The sequence below is a fragment of the Proteiniphilum sp. UBA5463 genome (assembly GCF_002427225.1).
GTDB classification, from domain to species: Bacteria; Bacteroidota; Bacteroidia; order Bacteroidales; family Dysgonomonadaceae; genus Proteiniphilum; species Proteiniphilum propionicum.
In genome coordinates this window covers 1-14,130 of record NZ_DIQL01000035.1, presented here as the reverse complement: position 1 = coordinate 14,130, position 14,130 = coordinate 1, and the positions used below count along the sequence as shown (strand labels likewise).

The following is a 14,130-nucleotide window of genomic DNA, read 5'->3' as shown; positions in this document are numbered from 1 at the left end:
TAAGCGACATTTTTAATTGATTCTTTGATAACTGATTTTACTTAGTCCCAAATAACCGGAAATAGAACTGACGGTATGATCAGGTTCACTATCAGGATGAAGGTGGGCGTTAGGTGTTTTTTTTAATTAAATATTTCACACTTTGCTTAAATATCTAAGTTGGTAATATAACCCTTGTTTTCTTTTTTCAATATCTTCTTGCCTAAATTAATACTCCTCATTAGGCAATTAAAACACCGTATATCGGACGGAGGATTTGCGAGATTATGGGGGGGGATATACACTACCCCTCGTAATCTCGCAAATCCTGTGTTCTACGATGTCGCCGTAAGGCGAAGATTAAAATGCAGCAGGATGTAATTCTCCGTCCGTTCTCCCGACGTGCCAAAGGCTATGTCGGGAAAACCTCTTGTATAGAGTAAATCTTTGCCGGAATTTCGGTTTATCTATCGTTGCGTTACTATGGTCAAAAACTAATTGTTCATTTGGATTTAGAACCCGGTGATCATTTTTATTTGTGGTCACTTCCACTTTACCGCTTGTTAGCGTTGTGATGGTCTTCGTTTCCGAGGAGTATGCCTTTACATTGAATTTTGTGCCAAGTACTTTTACAGAAAGCTGTTGTGTTTCTACGATGAAAGGCTTTACCTTATTTTCTCTTACAGAGAAATAGGCTTCTCCGTCAAGAAAAACAGTACGCTGGCCTGTCTTGAATTTCTTTGGATATCTTAAATTCGTTCCAGCGTTAATCCAGACTTCGGAACTATCAGGAAGGTAAAAATGTTTTCGCTCACCATATGATGCCTGAATATCCATTAATTGATTATTATATGTATAAAAGAGGTAACCACCCACAATCAAAAGTAGAGGAACCAGCACTGCAGCAATTCCGGTTATTTTTCTACGTATGGAATTATTTCTTTTCCGCTTGATATAGCCAATTTTTACATTCACACGTTCCAAAGCCGCATATGTGTTTGGATCAACGTTGTTTTTTAACTCGTTCCAGTATTCCAATGACGCATTTGCTTTCTCTTCACAATACTCGTCCCTCATAAGCCATCTTTGCACTCTCTCCTCGGTAGATGGAGAAAAACGTTGCGACAGAAATCGTTTAATAATGGCGGAGATTTTGGTTTTGTTTTCCATTGTCATCTTTTTTTATTCAGAAACCAAACGCGACTTTACCCCCGGATCGGGATTCCCATTTCTGATTTCTCTGATTATGCTGGTATTCTACCCCGGCTCCAATTTTTACGTTCTTTGAAGGTTCGGCAATAACGGCTCCTCCAACACTTGTCTTGGGATATAGTCCGCTTACTACTTTTACTGGATCAGTATATTTTGATGGAGAAATATACTGACCCCATAATTGAAATTGCAGTATATAAGTCAAATTATAACTTAAAACTCCCCTCACTCCATACAATATTTCACTTGTGAAAAGCGTTTTTTGTAAACTTAAAAATGCATTACCTTCAATAAATAAATTGTCAACAGGCATTAATAAGGATGAAATACCGATATTGTTGTAGTAGCCAAGTCCGGGTTGTACCAGCCCCTGGTTGAAAGGTGAAAATTGAATTCGGGAAGTTTGTGTTGAGTCATTTAAAATCATTTTAACCATCAAATAATTATTAAACAACTGATCTGCATTTATACCGTGATTTAATACACGATTCTCAAATAGAAATATGAATGGATTCAATTGATTTTTAGCATCGAATGTTCCTGGCCGGAACTGCAAATTAGATTTATTGTCAATTGTTCCAACTCTGGCATTATCTATCTCGCTTTGAGAAAATGAAATAAAAGGGACTAATAGAAAAATCAGGAATAAGGACTTCTTCATCATTCAATGGCTTTTACTATATATACAAGTTAGTCATTGAATTCTCAATAGGAAGTTAAGTCTTTTTCATTTTTTATAGAAAGGCAATAAAAACAGCTTCAAAGGATTTGTGGTCACCATCCCGTAAAGCCTCCAATGTTTCTATGTCGATATTATTGTTCATTATTCAAAATAATGCTTCGTTAAAACTTCATTTATAATACTGACAGTCAACAATTTATACCAGATCCTCAAGTAGCACCATACTCTATTGATATTCAGTGAATTATAATAACTATTTAAAAAAAATACCGAAGTATTATCAAAATAGTCTGATAATATTACGACAAAAGAACTAATTTTTTTATTAGATAAAAAATTTCTTTTCAAAAAGTTCTCTTTCCCATATACATCGATATTATCAGATAACATTTCAAGTTTTTTCTTTTGTATATCGGTCAGATAATAAGAATAATTGTCGACCGGTCTTTTTATGATTGTAACTATGGTGCTCTCCGTCACTTTATCATCGAAATAAATATTCTTGACCATATACTGGGTTTTAAATGGGTCATTTACCAGAATACGTGCTTTATCGAATATTTCATACGCTTTATTTAAAGCATTTAACCACCACTCCTCATCTTTAAGTAGTTCGAATCTTCTTTGGTTGTAGAAATGGAGATTGTCATCATCAAGTAAATAATCTGCCAGGATATTTTTTGGATAGTCTTCTTTGTACTTTTTACACTCTTGTTCTATATGGTAGGGCGTGGAATGGTTTTCTTCTTTCAGCTTGTAAGAAAACAATACTCGATAATTATTAAATGTGTCATCCTCTAAGATGATATTGTATGAGTAGATAAATGTCTCATCGCGACAAATTGAATTCAGCATATTCAGCCGAACCAGGATGGCTATTGATTTATCGATTTCGTTTTCATTTTCCAGAAACTCTGTCTTGAGGTTGTTGTTCTTAAGGTGTTTCCTGTATCTTGCATCGGCAAACAGATGCCAGTTAAAATATCGATTGACAAAATTGGGACAGGGGTGGTTTTGTTGTGGTTAGTGAGTGGGGGGGGAAACTAATTTAAAAACAGATCATCTTTAGTTTTGTGGTATTTGCTTGGGTGAGATATTTGTAAAATTGAACCAAGAGTTTATTATTATTTGGATATTTTTGTCTTTTTATCATGCTTTGTTTACCCATTGTTTACCCAAAAAGAAAGACACTTACCAGGGCAAACCGGTAAGTGTCTGATTTTAAGTGAGCGGCAAACGAGATTCGAACTCGCGACCCTCAGCTTGGGAAGCTAATGCTCTACCGACTGAGCTATTGCCGCATTGTGAATGCAAAATTAAAACTTTTTTCCATTCAATGTGCCATCAAAGATCATTTTTTATTGTTTTTCTCATAATATAGGGAAAAATTATTTACCTTTGCGGCGTCTATGAAGATAGATAAAAATCATCGGGATGTAGCACAGTTGGCTAGCGCGCCACGTTCGGGACGTGGAGGTCGGGTGTTCGAGTCACCTCATCCCGACTTACATAATAAAGACGGAAGTTTCAGGCTTTCGTCTTTTTTTCTTTTACGGATACTTCTGCTACTACAATACTTCGGTAAGTATTTATTTAGACACCAGACAATCAGCGGTAAAGGCTATCTGGCTTCGGAGAAAAATATTCAGCATATAATTAATGAAAAACATGTTTTGTCGAACTTTTTTCCATACTGTTATTATTATTGAATATTTTTCAGTTCAACATAGCATACATGGCAGCAGGCATACTTCATACCGGTTCTCCGATTAAATTGTTTTGCATGATAACCGATACAAAAATCTCCTACTCTTTTGCACTTCCCTTCATAATAGGGATCTCGCGTTTTACACCCTGGCTCAACGAAATCATGGTCTCTGTTGCCACCACGCCGGGAATCTCCTGAATACGGTTATTCAGTAAATCCATCAGATGTTCGTTATCGCGGGCATAGAGCTTTACAAGCAGGGTATATGGCCCCGTGGTGAAATGACACTCCGTAACCTCGGGAATCTTGTCAAACTCGGGGATAACATTTTTGTACATAGAGCCTTTTTCCAGTTTCACCCCGATATATGCACTCGATGCATATCCAAGCACTTTAGGGTTTACATGATATCCCGACCCGGTGATGACGCCGTTTTCTATCATTCGCTGAACCCGCTGATGTATTGCTGCACGCGAGACCCCGCATTGTTCAGCTACATCTCTGAATGGAATTCGGGCGTTTTGTGAAATAATCTCCAGTATTTGTCTGTCTAGCTTGTCAATTTTTTCCATAGTAAATTTAATCTACATTATATCGTCAAAAGTAATAAATTTCTATGAGTTTTTGACAAAATGGAAAGACAATTTTAAAAAAACGCTCATTTTATACGGATTTCTGAAGAAAAAGCATTAATGCTATCGTTTTGCCAAATAATTTAGATAATGCTCAGCTATCACTATATCGAAAGGAGTGGTAATTTTTATATTGGACTCTTCCCCATCAGTCAGCATAATTTTCAGTCCATATTTTTCGGCTACGGATGCATCGTCGGTAAAGGCTGGGTCAAAACTAGTTTCGTATGCTTTTTTCAACACTTGTGCCGGGAACACCTGAGGAGTTTGCACTATTTTGAGCAGCTTCCGGTCGAAGATACGGCTTCCTTTTTCTGAAAGTACACGAACACTGTTCACCTCATCCACTACGGGAACAACCCCGCAACTGTATCGGCAGGACGCATCGAAACAACGTCTGATTAGTCCAGGCGTTATAAAAGGGCGGGCTGCATCATGCACACCTACAGTCTCATCCTCCGAAATAAATTTTAATCCTTTTTTTACTGAGTGAAACCTTGTATCCCCACCAGTGGTTAAGATATGAGGCACTATAAACTGATACTTGTTACAAAGCTCTTTCCATAGAGCTTGGAATCCATCTGGAAGAACAACCACAATACGCATCTTGTCGCTGTAATCATGAAAAGCCTGTATGGAATGCATCAAAACCGGTTTTCCTCCTATCAAAATGAACTGTTTAGGCAGCTCTCCACCGGCACGAATCCCCTTTCCGCCGGCTACAATGATCACACTATACTTCTTTTCAGGGGTCATTCGATATCATCCAATATTTTTTGCAGTTCCTTATCTGTCCTGGTCAGCTTTTCCTTACAAAAAGCAATCAGTTCCGACGCCCTTTTCACCTTATCGGTGAGGGCATCCACATCCAACTCTCCCGATTCAATGGCCAAGACAATTGTCTCGAGTTCTTTTTTGGCCTGAGTATAAGTCAATTTCTCCATTTAACTATTTATGTTTTTCTTAACAACACTTCGGTACCTCTTGTTGCGGACTACCGTTATCAGTTGATTTACTGAAGACATAAGCTCAATGCATGTCGCTCATAGTCAATTATTTATGCAGCGTTGAGTATCTATTTACCGAACTATTACTGAAATTACTATTTCTATAAACGGTTTCGCTTTACATTTTCATTGTACACCTCCAATTTGGAGACTAACGATGTAGAAAATCCATCTTTAAAACGGGTTTCAATTATATCGTCTACAGCAATATCACGCATAGATGTAACAATTTTCCCATTCTTCACGGTAAGTGTATATCCCCGTTTAAGCACATTTTCCGGAGACACAGCCCGGACAAAATGCTCCCTTGTATCAACAAAATGATACTGGGCCTGCAGCAATTGCCGAAGAGAATGCTTCATCGTTGCCGACATCTGCATCACTCTTGAAACTTCTTTTTGCAACATAAGGACTGATTTATGTACCACATCTTTAGAAAGCGAGAACAGGTCTGATCTCTCTTTTACCATCACCGATTCGCTGACGGTTATCATCCTTTTTTCCATATCAATAAGATGTGTTGCCGTTTTTGAAAGGTGTCCAATGAAAAACTCGGCAACGGCAGTAGGTGTTTTTGCACGAGTATGAGCAACAACATCAAGCACTGTGACATCTCTTTCGTGTCCTATACCACTTACTACAGGAAGAGGGAACTGGGCAACGTTTGTAGCCAACAGATAAGAGTCGAAACAACTCAGATCGGAGGCAGCTCCACCACCCCTTATTATTGCGACGGCATCGAACAGATTTCTGTACTTAAACACTCTCTCCAGAGCAGCAATAATAGAAGCCTCACTCCTCTCTCCCTGCATGATTGCAGGAAACAGTTTAGTGTAAAACGCAAATCCTCCCTGATTTTTCAAGAGTTGGTCCCTGAAATCTTCGTAACCGGCAGCAGTAGGTGAAGAGATTACAGCTATCCGGTTTGAAAGTTCAGCCATCGTTAGCTCCTTGTTAAGAGTTAAAACCCCCTCCTCTTTTAGTTTATTAAGTACAAGCCGCCGGTTACGTGCTATCTCCCCCACTGTGAACGAAGGGTCAATATCAACAACCGACAGTGAGTATCCGTAAAGTTCGTGAAACTCAACCGACACCCTTGCCAGTACATTCAGCCCCGATGTGAACTGCTGACCCGTTTCTTTTTCAAAATATAGTGACAACATCTGGAACACATTCGACCAGATCACTCCTCGTGCTTTTGCTATGATAGATTGCGTTGTTGCATCTTTTTCCACAAACTCCAGATAGCAGTGCCCGTTTTGGTTACGGCGCACATCGCTAGTCTCTGCCCTTACCCAATAGCTATCCGGCAGTTGATTTCTAATAGCATACTTTACCCGGCGATTGAGTTCAGATAACGAGAAAGAAGATTCTATCATAGCTGAAGCTTTATTTTATATGTACGTTTCGCAAACGGCTCATCAACAACAAAATAGAGAGCCCGATTATTATCTCTTATATCTTTTGAGAGTGGAACAAAAGCAGTATTACTCTCATTGAAAGAATATCCGGAAATAAATTTTCCAGATTCATCCAGCAACCGAAAGGAATAGTCGTCTAAAGAAAAGGCTGGATCAAGAAGTGTAACCCAATAGTTCCCCGTACTGTCAGGTTGAATGCTCCATCCATTTTTTTCTACCTTTCCTGGTTGCATTTCCAAAGTCTTCAACACCTCTGACATCCCTTTCCTGAAATCCGGAATTCCCTGTCCGTAAACAGAATCGGGAGAAAGATATCTGTCTGAAGATTTTTTAACAATATCTATCAGTTCGGTACGGTGCAATTCAGGGTTTACCGACCACAGCGAAGCTATCAGCCCAGCCAGAAAAGGAGAAGAGAGAGATGTTCCATTAGTCCTTCCGAAAGAACCATCATGTCCCACAGTAACAGTACCTTTTCCCACAGAGACAAGGTCAGGTTTTATGCGCCCATCCTCCATGAACCCGCGCGAACTGAACGAAGCAATAATGCTATCTGTCCCCACGGCTCCCACTGCAAGTACATTTCTTGCATCTCCAGGGGGTGTGGATTTTTGCCAGGGCTTGTTACCTTCGTTCCCCGCACTTACCACAAGAACCATCCCCTTATCGAAAGCCATTGCGGCTGCCTGAGACATCAAAGAAACGCCCCCCGTAAGATCAGCATGTGTATAGTCCAACCCGCTATCATCGAACTGATAATAGCCCAGTGATGTATTGATAACATCCAACCCCAGGCTGTCTGCAAACTCAATGGCACGCACCCAATAATCCTCCTCCACGGGAAATTCACTGGAGACATCTTCAGAGCACAGAAGCCAGTATGAAGCATCTGGCGCCGATCCCATCATCACTCCAGGCTTATTAAGTGCCATAGCTGAAACCACCTTAGTGCCATGATCGCTTGATGAAAATATGTCGCCTCCCGGCACAAAGCTCATAAATCCATTCAAATTAACTGTCTCAAAACATGGGATTACATCGAAATTGGTAAATCCTGCATCAATAACGCCAACCATTATACCCTTTCCCCTGAATCCTGCACAAGCAAGTGTTTGAGCATTATGCAGGGTGAACTGAGGTTCAGTCAGCCCGAGAAATGAATCAGATGACTTCTCCTCCTCGCAGTGAACCTCCTTTAAACGGGGGCGGGCAGCATTAAGTTTATAATTATTACAGGTTCCCCTCCAGACATATTTCACGGAATCGACAAACGGGAGTGAGCTTATATCATTAATTCTGGCACTGTCATCTGTTTGTACAATTAGCGTTCTAAACCATTTGCTGTATGAAACAACCTCCCCGCCCGCTTTTTCCATCAATGAAAAATATTCACGGGAGATTGGAAAATCGGTTTCATCGATCTTTACATTCTCTTTTTTCTTCCTTTCAACTGCCCTTTCAGAAAGGAACTTCAAAGGATCATCAGCAGAGAACTCTATTTTCCCTTTATCTTTAAGGTAAATTCGAAACTTATAAAACTGGGGACCGGAAAGTATCCCGCCAAAAGATGAAAAAGAGAAAAGAAGCAGAAACAGTATGTAATAATATCTCATCGGTCAATACTTTTGGAAAATTCACCTCTTATTATCTTTTGCTTTCTCTTCAAAACAAAAAAGAGGGACAGCAAAAGGAGCAGTGAATTAGCATTAAACCTTATTTCAATTTTTCTAAAATAGAAACAAGATAATCATATGATTTGCCTACTGTATCTATCTCTATTGCCTCGGCAGGAGAATGTGCTCCGTAAATGGTGGGCCCGAAAGAAACAATATCAAGTTTTTGCTCTACCTTCGATTGTATAATACCACACTCAAGTCCTGCATGAATAACAACCACCTTTGGCCTTTTTTCGTACTTTTCATAATAAATCTTCTCCATCGTATTCAGCAGATCAGAGTTGGCATTAGGCTGCCAGCCCGGGTAATCGCCATCGAATTCCACTTTTGCCCCAGCCAGGCTGAATAGGCTCTCGACCGACGAGCAGACCCAATCCTTACGGCTTTCGGAAGAACTTCTCACCAGCAGTTTAACCTCAATTTTATCTTCCGCAGATTCAACCAACGCAAGGTTCAACGAACTCTCCACCACTCCTGGGAAATCGGCCAGATAGCTTATTACACCATTGGGACAACCCTCAACAGCATTTATAAGGTCGTCCTGAACTTCTTCAGGAATCAGCGTAGCAGGGATTTCCGTTTTTTCGGCCTTGAATGAGATACCCTCTTCAATACCGGCAAAATCTTCCCGGAACAACACTTCATATTCAGCAACAAGATCTTCGAGATCTTCAGCCAGCTGCCCGGGGATAGTCAGCACTACAAACGACTCCCTTGGTATGGCGTTTCGCAGCGAGCCACCATGTATGCTAGCAATCCGCGCTTCATAATTACTCACCACATCTTTTAGAAAACGGTTCATCAGTTTGTTGGCATTGGCTCGTCCAATATGTATCTGCACACCAGAATGCCCTCCTTTTAAACCCTTAAGGCTTACTTTATAAGCCACATCGCCTTTCTCAACTGATGTGTCGGGCTGAAACCTGAAAGAGACATTCACATCCCTTCCACCAGCACAGCCTATGCAAAGTTCACCCTCCTCCTCTGTATCAAGGTTGAGCATCACGGAACCTTTCAGAAATCCTTTTTTCAGGCCGTTAGCCCCATCCATACCCACCTCTTCATCAACTGTAAAAAGGGCTTCTATAGCCGGATGACATATTGTCTGGTCCTCAAGCACTGACATAATCATTGCACATCCAACACCATTGTCGGCACCCAATGTGGTAGAGCGTGCTTTTACCCATTCTCCATCGATATATGCCTCAATAGGATCTGATGTAAAATCATGTTCTATATCAGAGTTTTTCTGAGGAACCATATCAAGATGAGACTGTAATATTACTGTTTCGGCACTTTCATATCCCTTTGATGCAGGCTTTTTTATTACTACATTGCCAACTTTATCCTGTTTTGTTTCCAGGTTCAAAGAGTTACCGAAATCTTTTATAAACTGTGTTACCTCTTTCATTCTGCCTGTTGGCCTTGGTATTCGGGTAAGTGAATAAAAATGCTTCCAAACACTATGCGGTTTTAAACTTAGAATTTCTGATGTTGTCATATTTTTATTTTTTTAGATTGGTCATTTGGGTTTCAATTTCCTTGTGTTCTCTTTTTACATATGGTAATGCAAACACTCCTACGAGCCCGTAAAGTATCTGCCATACCGACTGAATTGTAAATACTGCTCCTGCAAATGCAAGTGCCTCATTTTCGGCAACTCCTAATATTAAAAGCGAAGATATAACCATGAAGTGCCATGGCCCTATTCCGCCCTGAATTGGTACGGAAATACCGATATTTGTCATCGCGAACACAATCAGCCCGGCCAAAGGGCCCAGTCCCCTTGTAAAATCGAACGCAAAAAAGCAAATGTAAAAATACAAATAAAAACATAACCATAGAAGGATTGTGTAAATTATTATACGCCTTTTCTCCTTCATCCGCGATATCAGCAACCAGTCATATTTGAGTGTATCAATAAAATTTTTCACCTTCATCATTATGGGTGACTTCCTGAAGGCCGTACCAAACAATATGACAATCAACAAGATTATCACCAAAACAACATAAATCCATTCAGAAGTGATTATATGCCTCATACTTTCTTCAAACTGAGGGTTGTCATTGAAATAGGAGACAAAAAAGTCGATATACAGCACCACACTGATAAACACAACAGTCAATCCCGAAATCACATCAACCATCTTATCCACTAAAAAAGTCTCCAGTGTTTTGGTGAAGGGAATCTTATCATATTTGCTTACCACACCACATCGCCATATATCACCGGCACGCGGTAATACAAAGTTCACTGCATAATTTCCAAGCGTAGCATAAATAACACTGGATCTTGGCGGATGATACCCCAGCGAGTTTAAAAACAGCTCCCATCTCAACCCTCTGAGGGTATTCCCTATAAGCCCGAAAATAAGTGATAAACCAATAATTCCCAGATTAGCTGATTTAACTATCTGCCACAGTTCCCCCATATCGGTATTCCGATACATTGCCCAGATTATTACAAGGCCGAGCAGCAAAGAGATTACAGTCTTAAGTAAACTCTTTACAGATTCTGAATTTATTTTCACCGATAAAACGATTATTATCTTATACAACCGGGTACCTTCTTTTAATAAAGAGATACCCAAACACGTAACATCTATAATTGTATCCTCTTTTTTAAGAATACGTTTGTCTGATTTTACACAATAAAATGTTAACTTTGCGGCCGTAAAGATAAGGAATAATCGTCATATTGCAATGTTTCCGGTAAGAGCAAAAAAAAACCTGGGGCAGCATTTTCTCAAAGATGAGGAGATAGCTTGCCGCATTGCGGCAACACTCGATGACTTCCCATCTCTTCCTGTTTTGGAGGTGGGTCCCGGTACAGGTATGCTCACACGGTTTCTGCTTCAAAACAATAGGGACCTCACCGTGGCAGAGATAGACCGTGAATCCATTGCATATCTGAACGAGCATTTCCCGGAGCTGCATGGAAAAATTCTACAGCAGGATTTCCTCCGGATGAATTTCAACGAATACTACGATGGGAGCTTCTGCATTATCGGCAATTACCCTTACAATATCTCATCGCAAATATTTTTCAAAGTGCTTGACAACAAAGATTTCATTCCCTGTTGCTCAGGTATGATACAAAAGGAGGTTGCAGAACGCATGATCGCATCGCCCGGAAGCAAGACATACGGCATTTTGAGTGTTTTGCTTCAGACATGGTACGATATTGAGTACCTATTCACGGTAGGCGAGCAATCGTTTATTCCTCCGCCAAAGGTCAAATCGGCGGTTGTAAGGCTTACACGAAACAAGCGACAACAGCTCAACTGCAATGAAAAATTATTCAAAACAGTAGTAAAGACAAGCTTTAACCAGCGACGGAAGATGCTTCGTAACTCCATTAGGCCACTACTAACAGAAGAGAGTACATTGCCATCAGACCCAATGCTTACAAAGCGCCCCGAACAACTGTCCATTGAACAATTCGAGCAACTAACCAATCTGCTTGAGCCTTTGGCCGGGCTACCTCGAACAGAGAAGAAATAAATTATTCGATTCACGATTAAAAAAAAGACATCATGGCGGAAGTAAAATTGTTTTATCATAAAGACGGCATCGTGAGATTAAGCCGCAGCCTTGAATTCTTGAAATCAAACCCTATCCAGAACTTTTTATGGATAGATCTTAACGACGTGGACGAAGAGATAGAGAACGAACTCGAAGATTTCCTCAAAATATATATCCAGGAAGAGGAGGAGATGATCGAGATTGAGATGTCGTCACGCTATATTGAAACAAACGACACGCTGATTGTGAACTCCAACTTTTTGTTGTCGAATTTCGAAACCGATCCGGTCTCCTTTATTCTTAAAAACAATATTCTTGTCACCGTTCGTTCTGAAGAGTTGATTTCGTTTCATGAAACGGTAAAAAAGATATCGGCCAATCCCAAAAACTATCCTACTGGTGCCCACGTGCTGGTTGCACTCCTGGAGACCCGAGTGGAGTTCGATGCCGACATGATAGAGAATATGACACAAAAGATTACGCAGCTAAGTAACTCTCTATCGCTAAAGGAGGCCGATGAAGAGCTGCTTTCAGAGATTAAGAACCTGCAGGAAAAAACCATGCTGCTTCGTGAGAACATCATCGACAAGCAACGCACCGTTTCAAGTATGTTGCGTAGCGAATTTATTTCCGCAGAGCTCCAACCCAAGCTCACTATAATCATCAAAGACATCAACTCGCTGGTGGAGCACATCAAATTCAGCTTCGATCGCCTCGACTATCTACAAGATACTTTCCTTGGATATGTAAATATTGAGCAGAACAAGATCATAAAAATTTTCACCATTGTCTCTGTAATTTTCATGCCGCCTACCCTTATAGCAAGTATCTACGGGATGAACTTCGACATTATGCCCGAGCTAGATAAAAAATGGGGTTATCCGGTTGCCCTTCTGCTGATGATTCTCTCCTCACTTTTTATCCTCTACTATTTTAAGAAGAAAAAGTGGTTGTAGCCAATATATAAAGTTGAGCCACCCTCTGGATGAGAGTGGCTCAACTGTCTCTTATGTCTATTACCGTGATAAATTTTCCAAAAGCTCCTTGCCATCCCTCATAAGGTTGTTCAGATCTTCCGGCCTTTCTATGATATTAAAACGCCTTAACATTTCTTCCAGTTGTTTTAACTTCTCAGGCTCGTTCTGCAGGTTTTTCCGCAGGATACGAATTTTCTCAGCATCCTGAATACCTTCACGAAGCCGTTCAAAACGGATGGAGCTGCGTCCATCGGGATAAACCACATAAGTATCTCCGGCGGGCCAGGTTCGAAAACGCGAGTCGATAAGCGGCTCTTTTACCCAGCTGTTATATGCCCAGCGCAGGAATCCATCGAAACCGGCAGCCATGGTGTACCAGCCGATAAAAGCTCCTTCTGCGGGATCGGAGAAGGTGAACACATTTGGGAATACATCTGAACAACAGACATACCAGGTAGTGACATAACCCTTCTCTGCCCGGTATATACGGTCTTCCAGATCAACCTCCGCTCCGTGTGCTACACACAAATCGGTCAACTGGTCGGGATATTCTTTGTAGCTTTTGTGGTTGTCGGCCAATGCCACCCCCATTCCGGGTGCTGCCTCTTCCAGCAACTTCAGCATCGCTTTCATTTCTACAGGATTACGTTCGTCCATGGCAATACGGGTAATTTCGCGCCACCCTTTTTGATCGAGGTGTTCCACAAAGTCTGCCAAAAAAGGTTTCCACAAACCAGCGTACTCTTTCGTTCCCGGTGCAGCAGTAATTTTCATCTCTTTCCCTTCACTTTCATCGAAGTAGTAGAATGTATTTCCCCACGGGACCATGGTATAGCAATTGATTTGCTTTTTTATACCCAGGTCCATCATGAATTGAACCCAATTGTCGAAAAAGGTATAATCGAATGCCCATGAGCCGTCCGGTTTTTTTGTCCAGCCAATCATGCTGTCGAACGCATCCTCGGTTTGTCCGTTCCATGGTCGTTTGTTCAACGTAGCAGTAATAACTTTCTGACCCGCATCGGCCAGCATCTTCATTACAGGCCGAAGAGCATCCCAGTGTCCTTGAGACCAAGGCTCCACGCCTGCAACACGGGCCACCGCATAGGGATTCTGCCACAGGTCCAAATGGAAAGTCCATTCTGTCCCTGGAGGCAGGGTCTGAGGAAGCACTTCAAGCTGGAATGAGATTTTATCTCTCTTTTTTCCTCCGGCAAAAACCTGTAGCGTAGATGTGTAAATACCGGGCTCCGCATCTGCGGGAACATCTATCGTTATCCATACGGGTCGTGTTGTGTTGGGAGATAGGTT

13 protein-coding genes and 2 tRNA genes are annotated in these 14,130 nt (G+C 41.0%); 3 read left to right on the top strand and 12 right to left on the bottom strand.

The genetic code is table 11. The annotated features are described in order from the left end of the window. Window positions 1-339: 339 nt before the first annotated feature. The 4 genes from B3B27_RS05565 to B3B27_RS05550 all read right to left on the bottom strand — a co-directional run bounded on the left by B3B27_RS05565 (window position 340) and on the right by B3B27_RS05550 (window position 3,174). On the bottom strand, window positions 340-1,149 hold the full coding sequence (locus B3B27_RS05565; RefSeq protein WP_286832353.1) for a FecR family protein: 810 nt from the start codon (window positions 1,147-1,149) through the stop codon (window positions 340-342). Between the two features lie 16 nt (window positions 1,150-1,165). Continuing rightward, entirely contained in the window at window positions 1,166-1,645 is a 480-nt protein-coding gene (locus B3B27_RS05560; protein WP_286847027.1) for a hypothetical protein, read from the bottom strand. 369 nt (window positions 1,646-2,014) lie between these two features. Next, window positions 2,015-2,728 carry a hypothetical protein gene (locus tag B3B27_RS05555; RefSeq protein WP_238868564.1) on the bottom strand — a complete coding sequence of 238 codons (714 nt, stop codon included), beginning with the start codon at window positions 2,726-2,728 and terminating at the stop codon, window positions 2,015-2,017. A 373-nt stretch (window positions 2,729-3,101) separates the two neighbouring features. Beyond that, window positions 3,102-3,174, bottom strand: a tRNA-Gly gene (locus B3B27_RS05550). Between the two features lie 129 nt (window positions 3,175-3,303). Here B3B27_RS05550 and B3B27_RS05545 point away from each other — a divergent pair. Beyond that, window positions 3,304-3,377: transfer RNA gene (locus tag B3B27_RS05545), tRNA-Pro, on the top strand. 302 nt (window positions 3,378-3,679) lie between these two features. Here the strand turns inward: B3B27_RS05545 and B3B27_RS05540 are convergent. From B3B27_RS05540 to B3B27_RS05510, 7 genes are all read right to left on the bottom strand, one after another. Next, complete coding sequence (locus B3B27_RS05540; protein WP_238868555.1) at window positions 3,680-4,153, bottom strand: Lrp/AsnC family transcriptional regulator; 474 nt, start codon at window positions 4,151-4,153, stop codon at window positions 3,680-3,682. 123 nt (window positions 4,154-4,276) lie between these two features. Beyond that, the gene (locus tag B3B27_RS05535) at window positions 4,277-4,969 is read right to left on the bottom strand and encodes a 2-C-methyl-D-erythritol 4-phosphate cytidylyltransferase (RefSeq protein ID WP_238868554.1); all 693 of its coding nucleotides are present in this window, start codon (window positions 4,967-4,969) and stop codon (window positions 4,277-4,279) included. Then, window positions 4,966-5,157, bottom strand: a complete 192-nt coding sequence (gene xseB, locus B3B27_RS05530; protein WP_238868553.1) for an exodeoxyribonuclease VII small subunit — start codon at window positions 5,155-5,157, stop codon at window positions 4,966-4,968. The genes B3B27_RS05535 and xseB overlap by 4 nt, the downstream gene beginning before the upstream one ends. Window positions 5,158-5,321: 164 nt before the next feature. After that, complete coding sequence (xseA, locus tag B3B27_RS05525) at window positions 5,322-6,599, bottom strand: exodeoxyribonuclease VII large subunit (protein WP_238868552.1); 1,278 nt, start codon at window positions 6,597-6,599, stop codon at window positions 5,322-5,324. After that, window positions 6,596-8,254, bottom strand: coding sequence for a S8 family serine peptidase (locus B3B27_RS05520; protein WP_238868551.1), 1,659 nt, complete (start codon window positions 8,252-8,254; stop codon window positions 6,596-6,598). The genes xseA and B3B27_RS05520 overlap by 4 nt, the downstream gene beginning before the upstream one ends. A 100-nt stretch (window positions 8,255-8,354) precedes the next feature. Continuing rightward, window positions 8,355-9,818, bottom strand: a complete 1,464-nt coding sequence (locus tag B3B27_RS05515; RefSeq protein WP_286834058.1) for an aminoacyl-histidine dipeptidase — start codon at window positions 9,816-9,818, stop codon at window positions 8,355-8,357. Between the two features lie 4 nt (window positions 9,819-9,822). After that, entirely contained in the window at window positions 9,823-10,848 is a 1,026-nt protein-coding gene (locus B3B27_RS05510; protein ID WP_238868549.1) for a lysylphosphatidylglycerol synthase transmembrane domain-containing protein, read from the bottom strand. Between the two features lie 172 nt (window positions 10,849-11,020). On the opposite strand from B3B27_RS05510, the gene rsmA reads away from it, so the two are divergent. Together rsmA and corA are read left to right on the top strand one after the other, a co-directional pair. After that, window positions 11,021-11,821: a 16S rRNA (adenine(1518)-N(6)/adenine(1519)-N(6))-dimethyltransferase RsmA gene (gene rsmA / locus B3B27_RS05505; RefSeq protein ID WP_238868548.1), complete on the top strand. Its 801-nt coding sequence runs from the start codon at window positions 11,021-11,023 to the stop codon at window positions 11,819-11,821. A gap of 32 nt (window positions 11,822-11,853) precedes the next feature. Continuing rightward, window positions 11,854-12,798: a magnesium/cobalt transporter CorA gene (gene corA / locus B3B27_RS05500; RefSeq protein WP_238868547.1), complete on the top strand. Its 945-nt coding sequence runs from the start codon at window positions 11,854-11,856 to the stop codon at window positions 12,796-12,798. A 60-nt stretch (window positions 12,799-12,858) separates the two neighbouring features. On the opposite strand, the gene B3B27_RS05495 is transcribed toward corA, so the two are convergent. Continuing rightward, window positions 12,859-14,130 (bottom strand): DUF4091 domain-containing protein (locus B3B27_RS05495; protein WP_286847025.1); only part of this gene is annotated, 1,272 nt, incomplete at its 5' end.